The 12,387-nt window shown below is 71.2% G+C and carries 7 protein-coding genes; 2 read left to right on the plus strand and 5 right to left on the minus strand.

Going from position 1 to position 12,387, the window contains the following annotated elements; all coding sequences use genetic code 11:
• Positions 1–28 precede the first annotated feature (28 nt).
• Positions 29–2,311: an Ig-like domain repeat protein gene (locus tag ACFZBB_RS25360; RefSeq protein ID WP_391126572.1), complete on the minus strand. Its 2,283-nt coding sequence runs from the start codon at positions 2,309–2,311 to the stop codon at positions 29–31.
• A 436-nt stretch (positions 2,312–2,747) separates the two neighbouring features.
• Positions 2,748–3,341 (minus strand): snapalysin family zinc-dependent metalloprotease, encoded by a 594-nt coding sequence (locus ACFZBB_RS25365; RefSeq protein ID WP_391126575.1) that lies wholly within the window; start codon positions 3,339–3,341, stop codon positions 2,748–2,750.
• 392 nt (positions 3,342–3,733) lie between these two features.
• On the opposite strand from ACFZBB_RS25365, the gene ACFZBB_RS25370 reads away from it, so the two are divergent.
• The gene (locus ACFZBB_RS25370; RefSeq protein WP_391126578.1) at positions 3,734–5,173 is read left to right on the plus strand and encodes a DUF4041 domain-containing protein; all 1,440 of its coding nucleotides are present in this window, start codon (positions 3,734–3,736) and stop codon (positions 5,171–5,173) included.
• A gap of 68 nt (positions 5,174–5,241) precedes the next feature.
• Positions 5,242–5,844 carry a nitroreductase family protein gene (locus ACFZBB_RS25375; RefSeq protein ID WP_188283723.1) on the plus strand — a complete coding sequence of 201 codons (603 nt, stop codon included), beginning with the start codon at positions 5,242–5,244 and terminating at the stop codon, positions 5,842–5,844.
• A 92-nt stretch (positions 5,845–5,936) separates the two neighbouring features.
• Here the strand turns inward: ACFZBB_RS25375 and ACFZBB_RS25380 are convergent, their stop codons facing one another.
• From ACFZBB_RS25380 to ACFZBB_RS25390, 3 genes are all read right to left on the minus strand, one after another.
• Positions 5,937–8,639 (minus strand): PA14 domain-containing protein, encoded by a 2,703-nt coding sequence (locus ACFZBB_RS25380; RefSeq protein ID WP_391126581.1) that lies wholly within the window; start codon positions 8,637–8,639, stop codon positions 5,937–5,939.
• Between the two features lie 462 nt (positions 8,640–9,101).
• Positions 9,102–11,675: an aminopeptidase N gene (gene pepN, locus ACFZBB_RS25385; RefSeq protein WP_391126584.1), complete on the minus strand. Its 2,574-nt coding sequence runs from the start codon at positions 11,673–11,675 to the stop codon at positions 9,102–9,104.
• A gap of 198 nt (positions 11,676–11,873) precedes the next feature.
• Positions 11,874–12,353, minus strand: a complete 480-nt coding sequence (locus ACFZBB_RS25390; RefSeq protein WP_391126980.1) for a DUF664 domain-containing protein — start codon at positions 12,351–12,353, stop codon at positions 11,874–11,876.
• Positions 12,354–12,387 lie beyond the last annotated feature (34 nt).

Below are 12,387 nucleotides of genomic sequence, written 5' to 3' on the forward strand. Positions count from 1 at the left end.
TTCGTCCGTACGGCGCGGGCGGGCGCCGTCAGTTGGTGTAGTACAGGTACTTCCACCCCGTGGACGTCGTGGTGTTCAGGCTGTCGCCCGAGGAGCCCTTGACGTACACCGCGCGGACGCGGGCCCGGATGCCGGACTCTCCGGGTCCCGCGAGCCCCACCCGCGAGGTGCCGGTGATCGCCAGCCGGAAGTACTCGCTGCCCGAGGAGTACCAGCGGCCCTTGTAGTAGACCTGGAGGTCCAGGCGCTGCGAGCGGCCGTTGGCGTACGTCATGTGCGTGGTGAACAGCGCGGACTTCTTCTTGTGGAACCAGTAGTACGAGGTCGAACCGACACTGCCCTTGCGGTAGTTGCCGGACACCGCCAGCGAGACGCTGACCTGCGTGCCGACCGAGCGGGCCACCGACTTCGGCGCGGAGACGGCGTCACCGGCGAACGAGGCCCAGAAGGTGGTGTTGCGGCTGAGCCGGTACGTCACCTTCAGGTCGCCCGCCGCGTTGACCTTCGCGGTCCTCACCAACTTCTTCTGGCCGCCCGCCGGTTGGGCCCAGATCGAGAGCACGCGGCTCTTGCCGGTCTTGCCCAGGTGCCCGGTGACGGTGGCGGTGGACCCGTAGGCGTACGTGGCGCGGTTGGTCTTCACGCTCGCCGCGGTGGCCAGGCGCGAGACCTGGACGACGCGCTTGCCGGAGGCGGCGGTGTGCGTGGCGTCGCCCGCGTACGTGGCGGTGTACGTGACGCCGCCGCCGGTGGTCGGGGTGTCGGTGAAGCTGAACGTGCCGTTGGCCGCGACCGGCTTGACGCCGAGCGACGTGCCCCTGGGGGAGGTGAGGTCGGTACGCGTCACCGTGACCTTGGCGCCCGCGGGGAACGCCGTGGTGGCGGTCAGCTTGCCGCTGACCGTGATCTTCGTGGCGCGCTTGGCGGTCGACGGGGCGCTGACCGTGACGGTGGTGACCGACTTGGTGGGGTCGGTCAGCACGCGCAGGGTCGGGTGCTGGCCGTAGACGTCGGCCGTGACCGCGAACAGGCGGCTGCTGTCGGGCGCCCACGCGAGGCCGCCCGCCACCAGGGCGGAGGCGGTGCCGGGATTTCCGACGACGCCGAAGTCGTAGGTGCGGACGCGGTGGTCGGAGCGCGGGCGGAAGATGTAGACGTCCGGCTCGTAGGCGCCGTCGATGCCCGCCGCGATCGTCCCGTCGGGGGCGACCGCCACCGCGTTCGGGTACGCGTCGGTGGTGTAGCGGCCGTCGTCGGCCAAGTCGGATGTGCGGTAAGCCTGTTGGAAGTACGGGGCGCCGCTGGCGACCAGCACCTGCTTGCCGTCCGCGGACAGGGCGATGTCCTGCATGTTCCCCGCGCCGTTGGCGTTCCATCGGTACGCCTGGGGCTCGGCGTGCCCCGACGACACGTCGTAGACCTGGAGCTCCATCGGGCTCTGGACGGGCGTCCCGGCCACCACCACGTCCGGGTTACCGGGCGAGGACGCGAGCATCGGGGCGATGTTCCAGGTGTGGGGGCCGCCCTGGCCGAGGGTGACGACGGCGCCGTTGGTGGTCCGGGTGGGGGTGTCGGCGGCGAAGGGGGCGGGGGGTGCCGGGGTGGTGGCGTCCGGGGTCGGGGAGGTGGTGACCGGCGGGTCCGAGGGCGTGTCCGTTGGCGTGTCGGTAGGTGTATCGGTCGGCGCGTCCGACGGCGTGTCCGATGGGCTGGGGCTCGGGGCCGTGGTGTCCGTCGGGGTCGGAGTCGGCGTCGACTCGGGGTCCGTCGGGGTCGGAGTCGGGGTGTCCGTCGGAGGAGTCGTCGGAGGAGTTGTCGGAGGGCTCGTCGGCGGGGTCGTCGGCTCGGTCTCCGGGTCGAGGTCCAGGGAGCCGAGGTCGGCGGACCCGTCCGCCGCGTATCCGAACCAGATGGTGTGCCTGGTCATCGCCAGGTGGCGCGGGGCGACACCGAGCGGGTAGCGGGCCGTCTCGCGCAGGGTGGCCGTGTCGATCGCCGAGATCGCGTCGGCCTTCGGGAGCGCCACGTACACCGTCGAGGAGTCCGCGGACAGCACGAGCCCGGCGGCGCCCGGTTCGGAGGTGATCTGAGCGACGGTCTTGCCGTTGTAGTCGGCGACGACGACCTTGCTGTCGGTCGTGCTGATGAAGACGCGCCGGTGCGCGCCGTCGACCACCATGTCGGAGTACGAGGTGATCGGCAGGGTGGCCGCGCTGTCGGCGGCGGCCGGTTCGGCCGCGACCCCGAGCAGGGACGCGGTCGCGAGCAGGACGGACAGAGCCGTCCCGCCCGCCACATGACGGGTGAGCAAAGTGGGTTCCCCCCAGGAACACGTGTGGGGCCGGACGTCCTCCGGCAAGATGCGGGCGCGCCGCCGAGCGCGGGTTCCGATGCGGACCCGGCCTGCTCGCGGCGCTGACCATGAGCACGATAGGGCATGGCTGTGACAGCGGGCCATCGTATTGGCGGGGGCCGCCGATCCGTCAGCGCGCCTTGTCCCCTCGGTGGCCGTACCGTGCCCGATTCGGTCCCTGGGCTCCTACAACCTTCCGGCCGCGCACGCCTTGGGGCCGCACGTGCCTTGGGGCCGCACATGTCTTCCGACCCGACACGCCCTCCGGCCCGACACGCCCTCCGGCCCGACATGCCGGACGCGCGGTACGGAGCCCGTGCCCGTACCGCGCGTCCGGTGGCAGATCAGCGCTGAACGTCGGTCAGCGCTGTACGTCGGCAGCGCTGAGCGTCGGTCAGCGCTGAGCGGTGGACGCCGAGGGGGACCAGATGTCGATCACGATCTGCTGCCGCTCGGGGCGGACCGCCGCCGCGCGGCCCGCGTAGTTGCGGTCGACCTGGGCCGCCTCCGCGGCGTTCGGCTTGGCGTTGAGGCACGCCGTGCCGGGGCCGTGTCCCGACATCAACTCCGAGCACGGACCGCTGTAGTGGTCGAGCAGCCCGAGGATGTGCCCCGTCTCGTGCGCGGCGATCCGGGTCACGTCGTACCCCTCGTTGACCGCCTCCTGCCCCAACTGCACCTGTCCCCTGCTGCCCCCCGGCACGATCGGGCCCAACGTCGTCTGCGGCCACCCGCTGGTCGCCTTGTACACGAAGTTCGCCGAGCTCGCCGAACTGGCCGCTTGCAGGCGCACGTTGTGCACCGCGCTGTTCCAGTTCTGCACCCCCTGCGTGATCGCCGCCGCCCACTGCCCCGCCTGGCTGGCGTCATACGTCAAGGTGACGACCGCCGTCGCCGCCTTCGGTTCGGCCTGCGCCGAAGCGACCCCGGACGCGGTGCCCACCATGGCCGGAATCAGCGCCGCCACAGCGACTATTCGCGTGATCATGAGACTCACCCACCTCCTCGGAACCAGTTGCCCCGCAGTCCCCCAGGGCACCACGCCCCAATCCCCCACCACAAGTACCCGTTTCCCGCCCTTTCCCCGCCATCCCACCCCAAGCCCCGGCTGTGACCGCGCGTCCCCGCCCTCGGCCGAGATGCGCGCCCGGGCTTCGGGGCGGGCTCATCGCCATCAATTACGACAAGGTCACAATGCCGGGACTTTTCCGGTATCGGGGGGTGGCCGACCGGGAAGATACCCCTCTCCGCAGCCGTCGCGTGACGGTACGTATCAGTGGTGCGTGCCGGAAGGTGTCGGCGGGTGCCGGTACGTGGCGGCGGTGCGGAGATCGTCAAAAGTGAGCGCCTCGGCGCGCAGCGGGGTCGGAGGGGCTTGTGGTGGATCGACCTGTCAACCAGCCGGAGAACAGAAGGCCTTCGTGGGCCCAGGCGGACGCGGACGTCACGCGGAGCGGTGAGGGGCTGCCGCAGCAGCGCGGCGGTCTGTTCGGCCGCCGCCGACGTGACGAGTCCTCCGAGGTCGCGGAGTTACGTGCGTGGATCGCCAGGTCGCAGGGCGCGAACGCGGAGCAGGTGGCCGGGCTCATCCACCAAGTGCGCACCGAGGCAGCCGAGTTGAGGGCGCGGGCCGAGGCGGAGGCCGAGGGCGTTCACCGGGACGCCCGGGACGTGGCGAAGGAGATCCTGGACGACGCCCGCAGGCAGGCGAAGGAGACCCAGCGTCTCCAGAAGGACGCGGAGAGGTACCGCCGCGAGACGTACGAGGCACAGGCGCACCTCGCCGCGACGCAGGCCAGGATCGTCACCACCGACGAGACGGCGCTGCTCCAGGAGGTGGGGATCTACTCCTACCGGCACCAGTTGCACGACGCCGTCGCGTATCGCAGCCGTCTCGAGTCCTTGCAGGCGGAGATCAAGAACCTCGCGCGGACGAACCGGGCGGTCCTCGCCGCCACCGACTGGACCGTCAACGGCTCCAAGCGCGAGGGCCAGAAGATGGTCCGCGACTTCTCCAAGCTCATGCTGCGCGCCTACAACGCGGAGGCGGACTACGCCGTGCGGACCATGCGTCCGCACCGCCTGAACTCGCTGGTGGACCGGCTCTACAAGAGCCGCGAGACCATCGCGAAGCTCGGCGCGACGATGCACATCCGCATCTCGGACGGCTACCACACCGCGCGCGTACGGGAGTTGGAGCTCGCCTCGGACTTTTTGCGGAAGAAGGAGGAGGAGAAGGAGGCCCAGCGCGAGCTGCGCGCCCGCGAGAAGGAGGAGGCCGCGGCACAGCGGGAGTTCGACCGCGAGCGGGAGAAGCTGCGCAAGGAGCAGGGTCATTACGAGGCCGCGCTCCAGCGGCTGCGGGAGCGCGGCGACCACGCGGCGGTCCGCGAGATGGAGACCAAACTGGCCGAGATCGAGGCCGCGCTGCGCGACGTGGAGAGCCGGGCCGCCAACATCCGTACGGGCTACGTCTACGTGATCTCCAACATCGGAGCCTTCGGCGACCGCATGGTCAAGATCGGCCTGACCCGGCGGCTCGAACCGCTCGAACGCGTACAGGAACTCAGCGGCGCCTCCGTCCCGTTCCGCTTCGACGTCCACGCGCTGATCTTCAGCAAGGACGCCGTCGGCCTCGAGTCCCAGCTCCACCAGACCTTCGCCTCACGCCGGGTCAACCAGGTCAACGGCCGCAAGGAGTTCTTCTACGTCACCCCCGCCGAGGTGCGGGACGCCCTCCAACGCTACGCGGGACAGCACCTGGTGGAGTTCACCGAAGAGCCCGAGGCGCTGGAATGGCGGGCCAGCTCCTCCCGGTGACCACGGCGGAGGGCGGACGGGCGCTGCGGGTGCCCCGGGGCGGGGGCGGCGTGGCAGCATCTGGGGGTATGGAATTCTCCGAGGTCGTCCGACGTCGACGCATGATCCGGCACTACTCCGACAAGCCGTTGGCCCCCGAGGTGACCGAGCGGATTCTGGCGTCGGCGCTGCGGGCGCCTTCGGCCGGTTTCTCGCAGGGGTGGGCGTTCCTCGCCCTGACCGACGCGGCCGACCGCGCGCGGTTCTGGCCCTTCGTGCCCACGCGGGTCGAGAACACGCCGACCATGCAGGACGCGCCCCTGGTCGTGGTGCCGCTGGCCCACAAGGCGACGTACCTCGAACGGTACGCGGAGCCGGACAAGGGCTGGGAGGACCGCGCCGAGGCGCGCTGGCCCGCGCCGTACTGGTACATCGACACGGGGATGGCCTCGCTGCTCATGCTGCTGAGCGCCGTGGACGAGGGCCTGGGCGCCTGCTTCTTCGGCATCATGCCCGAGCATCTCCAGCCGTTCCGGGCCGAGTTCGGCATCCCCGACGCGTACGCGCCGCTCGGCGGCATCACCATCGGGTACCGCGCGGACGACCTTCCCCCGCAGAGCCCCCGCACGCGCGACCGCCGCCGCGACCCTCAAGAGGTCGTCCACCGCGGCCAGTGGGGCCGCCACGCCTGAGGTCGCGGAAGCGGCCCCGCCATCCGTGAAAGAGCCCTCGCGGGCGACCCGGGGTGCGGGCCGCCCGCGAGGGCTCGGGGGAGAGCGCGGGGTCAGCCGGTGGTGCCTGCCGCGGCGCCGGCGGCGATGAGCCTGCGGTTGATGTCGCGGACCGGGCCCGGTTGGACCTTGAGGACTTCGCGGTCGTAGGTGATGAGGCCGTTCAACTCGCCCTCGACGTCGCTGATCTGGGTGTACACCGAGCCGGAGAGGTCGGTGGAGGCGTCGGGGATGAGAAGAGCGGTGTTGGCGACGTACGCCTTGGTGAGCTCCTCGATGGTGGGGACATCACCGTAGTTCTGGCCGCCGGAGACACCGAGGATGTGGCCGGGGATGGTGAGGGAGTAGCCGCCGTGCTCACCGTCGACGGCGGCGCGGGTGGCGTCGGGGGCCGGGGAGGCGGGACCGTGGTAGAGGTGGTAGTCGATCAGGTCACCTCGGCCCGAATCGCCCTTGGAGGCGCAGCAGTTGACGCCGGAGGCGGGGTCGACCAGGCGGCTCGGGTCCTGTTGCTTGACCGAGTCGGCGAGGGCGCCGGTGGCTTCCTTGGTCTTCTCGCCCCAACCCTCGTTCGTCATGGTCCAGATGACGATGGAGGGGCTGCTGATGTGCTGGTCGACGATCTCGTGGACCTGGCTGGTGAAGGCCGCGTCGCTGGCCGGGGTGGAGTCCGGGCCGGTGTTGCGGCTCGGCATGTCCTGCCAGACCATCAGACCGAGCTTGTCCGCCCAGTAGTACCAGCGGGCGGGTTCGACCTTGATGTGCTTGCGCACCGCGTTGAAGCCGAGCTGCTTGTGCAGTTCGAGGTCGGACTTGAGGGCCGCGTCGGTCGGCGCGGTGTAGATGCCGTCGGGCCAGAACCCCTGGTCGAGGGTGGCCAGGACGAACGTCGGCTTCCCGTTGAGCTCGATCTTGTTCACGCCGCCGACCTTGCCGACCGAGATCGACCGCATGCCGAAGTAGGAGCCGACGGTGTCGATCGAGCGGCCGTTGGTGAGCGTGACCTGGAGGTTGTACAGGTACGGGTGGTCGGGGCTCCACAGCTCGGGGTGCGGTATGCGCAGCCGCAGTTCGGCGCCCGCGCGGCCGACGGCCGCGCCGACGGGCTTGTGGCCCGCGTACGCGACGGCGGCCACCAGCGAGGAGGACGACGTACCGGCCGCAGGACGCACGGTGACGGACAGCGTGCCGTCCTTCACGTTCGGCGTCAGGACGAGGGAGTCGATGCTCGCGTCGGCCACCGGCTCCAGCCACACGGTCTGCCAGATACCGGAGGTCGGGGTGTACCAGATGCCGCTGGGGCTGCGCGACTGCTTGCCGACGGGCGTGCCGTCGTCGGTGGTGTCCTTCACCTTCAGCAGGACGGTCTGCGGCCCGCTACGGGTGAGCGCGTCGGTGACGTCGGCGGTGAACGCCTCGTATCCGCCCACGTGGTGGGCGACCTGGCGGCCGTTGACGTACACCCACGTCTCGTAGTCGACCGCGCCGAAGTTCAGGTGCAGGCGCTGGCCCGAGCCGATCCGCCAGTTGGCGGGTACGGAGAAGGTGCGCTGGTACAGCGACCAGTCGTGGTGCTCGGCGACGCCGGACAGCGGCGCCTCCATCGGGTACGGCACCAGGATCTTGCCGCTCAGCTTCGACGTGGGCAGCGGCGCGCTTTCCGAGGTGCCCTGGAACTGCCAGGTGCCGTTGAGGTTCTGCCACTTGTCACGCGTCAACTGCGGCCGGGGGTAGTCCGGCAGCACGTGGGACGGGTCGACGTCCTTGGCGTACTTGCTGGCGAAGTACCAGGTGGAGTTGTTGGTCGCCAGCCCCGAGAAGAGCGGTACGGGACCGGCGGACGTCGTCAGGCCGCCGAGGCCGTCGTAGCTGATCCGCACATCGGAGTGCAGGGACACCGGCGTGTCCGACTCCCCCGCCGTGAGCAGAAGTTGGGAGCGGTTCGCCGGGTTCACGGAGACGCCCGGCGTCCACCGGCCCGCGCCCGCGATCACCGCGAGGTGCTTGGTGATGTCGGACGGCACCGAGGTGACGGGGCCCGCCAACTGCACCGTGGCGGTCTTCCCCGAGGCGGCGACCACGGCGTTCACGTCGGACGGCGTGTAGCCGACCGGCAGATGCAGCGCCGCGTCCGGGATCGCCTGGCGGGCGATGCCGGGACCCGACCACTCCGTCTTGATGTACGCGCCGCCGTTGCCCTGGTTGTAGTCGAACGCCAACTGATGGGCGCCGGCGGTCAAGGTGACCGGCTCGGACGTCGTCTGCACGTCCCAGTCGGTCGTCCAGTGGTCGATCACGCTCGACCCGTCGAGCGACATCCGGAAGCCGTTGTCACCCTTGATGTAGAAGGTGTACGTGCCGTCGGCCGGGATGTCGAGCTGGCCCGTCCAGTGCACGGCGACGTTCTCCGTCGAGCCCGCGTAGCCGCGCAGCGTGGGGATCAGGTCGGGCACGTTCAAGGACGGCTCGACCGCGGTGCTGCTGTACTGCGCGAAGTCGAGCGAGGTGGCGTCGGTACTCAAGTAGTAGTCGCCGCGCAGACCTTGAGCGGTGTCGGCCGGAGCGGCGGACGCCCCGGCGGTGGAGGAGGCCGGTGCGGCGGCCGGGGCCGCGCCCGCCGCGGCCGGGGTCAGCAGCGCCGCGCCCAGTATCAGCGGCACCAGTGCGGTCAGCCGGGCCGTCCGGGACAGCCGGGACGACCCGGTCGTGCCCGCCGGTCGGCGGCTGTTCGATGTGCGGGATATGCCTGATCTCACTGCGGATACACCTCTCCGTAAGAGAACTCGGCGTCCAGGAAGCGGGTGAGGACGTGCGGCTCCACGACAGCGCCTTGGGGGCCCTGCCGACTTTCCAACGTTAGAAACCTGGACCGGGAGCATGAAACCAGCAGGCTTCAGCGCCGTCCACCCTCCGCGCAAAGTTTGTGAAAAATCGAGCGGCCCGATCACACCAGGCACGGCCCACCACATGAGGCACAGGGGAGGCACGGGAGGTGCGGGCAGCGGAGGCGCGCGGGCATACGAGGGCCGCACGGCGGTCCTCCGGCCCGGCGCCGTCCCCGCCGGAGGCCACCACCGCGCACCTCGCCGCTCTTTGCATCGTTAGAAAAAATGAGAAAAAGGCGCCGTAACAGGGGGAAGCGGAACGCCGCCCTCAGGTCAGGGGCGGGCAGCGCTCGGCGGGCAGCGCTCGGCGGGCAGCGCCCGGCGTGGCCGCACTCAGACCCGGTGCGCGAGGGCGCGGCGGAGGTCGTCCAGGCCGTCGGCGAGCTGGCGGCGCATGGACGGGACCAGATCGGTACGGGCGAGGCATTCCTCGGCCGCGCGTACGGTGTCGGCATCGGCCACGCCGACCGGGAACAGCGCCCGGCTCAGCGCCTGGACCACCGCGCCGCCGCGCTCACCGGCCGCCGGAAGCCGCTCGAAGTACCTCTGTGCGTAAGCCCGTTGGACCACCGGCGAGCCCGAGCGCCAGAAGCCCTCGGCGGTCGCGACGAGCTGATGGTTGGTCAGCTCGTCCGGTGCGAAGAGCAGATGCCAGGCGCGTTCCTTGGCGGCGTCGTCCGGGAGCGCGGCGCGGGCGCGGGCCGCGCCCACCTCGCTGACGTTGCCGGGGTCGGCCGCCAGTTCGGCCGCGATCCGCTCCTCGTCGGCCGCCCCGGCCGCCGCCAGCCGGGCCAGCGCCGACCAGCGCAGATCGGCGTCGAACGAGATGCCGTCGGGCACGCCGTCACCCGTCAACCAGTCCTGAAGCTGGGCGAGTTGCGCGTCACCGGACGCGGTGGCGACGGCCGTGCGCAGGGCGGCCAGCCGCAGGCCCCGGCCCGTGGTCGCGGCCGGGCGGGCCAGGACGGTACGGGCGGTGTCGCCGAGCCGGGCGAGCGCGGCGGGCCGGTCGGCGGGGGCGAGATAACGGCCGATGACGTGGTCGGCGGCGAAGGCCAGCACCGCCTCGACGACGCAGTCCGAGGTCTCGCCCGGCAGGTGCGCGGCGACCAGGTCCAGATACTCGGCGGCCGACGTCTCGGCGCCGCGCGTCAGGTCGCGGAGGTGTTCCCACAGGACCGCGCGGGCCAGTTCGTCCGTGACGGCCGACAGCGAGGCGGCGACGGTGGCCGCGGAGTGCGCGTCCAGGCGCAGTCGCGCCCAGGTGAAGTCACCGTCGTTGGGCAGCAGCAGGGCGGGGCGCGGGGCGCCTGCCAGCTCGGACAGCGGCGTACGGCCGCCCGGCGCGACCTCGACGTCCAACTGTCGGCGCGGGACGACCGCCGCGCCGTCCCGGTCGTACACGCCGACGCGTACGCGGTGCGGGCGGGTGCCGTCGTTGACGAGGACGGCGGAGGTCAGCACGCCGGGTGCCGCGCCGGGCGCCGGATCGACGTCGGCCTCAGGCTCGACCTCGGCCTCGACCCCGGCCCCGGCCCCGACCTCGACCTCGATGCGCAGCGTGTCCACGCCGGTCGTCCGCAGCCAGTCGTCGGCCCAGCCGGACACGTCCGGTCCCTGTGCGCCCGCCGGGCCGGCGGGGAGGGCGAGCGCGGCGAGGAAGTCCCGGAGGTTCGCGTTGCCCCAACGGTGCGCGGCGAAGTACCTGTTGAGCCCGGCGAAGAACGCCTCGTCGCCCATCCAGTGCACGAGTTGGTGCAGTGCGGAGGCGCCCTTGGCGTACGAGATGCCGTCGAAGGCGGACAGCGCCTCGGCCGCGGACTCCGCTCCCGTCGCGGCGACCGGGTGGGTGGTGGGGCGCTCGTCGGCGTCGTAACCCCAGCTCTTGCGGCGGGAGAAGAGCGTCCAGGCGCTGTCGTAGCGGGTGGATTCCGCGGCGATGCGGTAGCCGAGCACCTCGGCAAAGGACTCGTTGAGCCATACGTCCTCCCACCAGGCCAGGGTGACGAGGTTGCCGAACCACATGTGGGACATCTCGTGGCACACCACGACGGCCCGCAGCGCCCGCTGCGTGTCGGTCGGCGCGGACCGGAACAGCATCTCGTCCTGGAAGAGGACACAGGCCGGATTCTCCATCGCGGCCCAGTTGAGCTCGGGCATGAACACCTGGTCGTAGCCGCCGAAGGGGTAGCGCTCCTCGAAGAACCCGTGCAGCCGGTCGAAGCTCGCTCGGGTCACCGCGAACAAGTCCGCGGCCTCGCGGTCGAGTTCGGCGGCGAGCGAGCGCCGCGCGTACAAGCCGAGCGGGATGCCGTCGTGTTCGGCGCGCACCGCGTACAGAGGCCCAGCGGCCACGGCGACCAGGTAGCAGGAGATCGGGCCGACCGGCGCGATCTCCCAGCGGCCGTCGTCGAGTTGGGACGACGCGCCGTTGCCGACCACCGACCAGCCCTCGGGAGCGGTCACGGTGAAGGTGAACGGCGCCTTCAGGTCCGGCTGGTCGAAGCAGGCGAAGAGCTTCGAGGCCAGGTCGGGCGCGCACGCCGAGTACACGTAGACGGCACCGTCCGCCGGGTCGGTGAAGCGGTGCAGCCCTTCCGCCGTACGCGAGTACGCCATGTCGGCCTCCACCAGCAGCTCGTTGTCCGCCGCCAGGTCCGCCAACTCCAGCCGGTTGTCGACGTGTCGCGCGAGGTCGAGCCGCCTGCCGTTCAACTCGGCGCGCAGCAGCGTCTCCGGCTGGATCTCCACGAAGGTCGACGCGCCCAGCTCCGCGCAGCCGAACCGGATCGTGGTCGTACTGCGGAAGAGACGGTCGCCGCGCGTGACGTCCAGGGCCACGGCGTACGACCGTACGTCGAGCAGGGCGGCGCGGACTGCGGCTTCGGTACGGAGGAGGGATCGCATCTACGGCATGCTGTCCCAGGTCCGCACGTCGGACAACAGATTTGGGGGCGGTGCGGTTGCGCCGAGCGCGAAGCCGGGGCGGCCCCGAGGGAGACCCCCACGGCCCGAACCCCCGGTATCGCGCGCGGCCCCCGTACTACCGTTGTCCGCGTACTCCCGTTGTCCCCGTACCGCCGTGTCCCGTACCGCGTACGCCGCTCAGCCCATGGTCTTGGCGCCGTCCAGCGACTCGCGGATGATGTCCGCGTGACCGGCGTGCTGCGCGGTCTCGGCGATGAGGTGCAGTAGCACCCGCCGCGCCGACCAGCGCGCGCCCGGCTCGAACCAGGGCGCCTTCGGCAGCGGTTGGGAGGCGTCCAAGTCGGGCAGTGCCGCGACCAGTTCGTCGGTCATGCGGGCCTGCTCCTCGTACTCCTCCAGCACCCCGGCCAGTGTCTCGCCGGGCAGCAGACGGAATTCGTCGGTCCGCCGCTGCCAGTCGGCCTCGGTCATGGCCGTCGCGTCCCCGATCGCCGACGGGCCCGCCACGATGAAGTCCGTCCAGGCCCGTTCGCCTCGGGTCAGGTGCTTGATCAGGCCGCCCAGACACAGCTCGCTGACGGTCGTCCGCTGCCGCGCCTGCTCGTCCGTGAGGCCCCGCGTGGTGACGCGCAGGAAGTACCGGTGCTGGGCGAGCATCGCCAGCAGGTCCGTCCGTTCATCGGTGACGGCC

Source organism: Streptomyces sp. NPDC008139 (assembly GCF_042957025.1).
Taxonomy (GTDB): Bacteria; Actinomycetota; Actinomycetes; order Streptomycetales; family Streptomycetaceae; genus Actinacidiphila.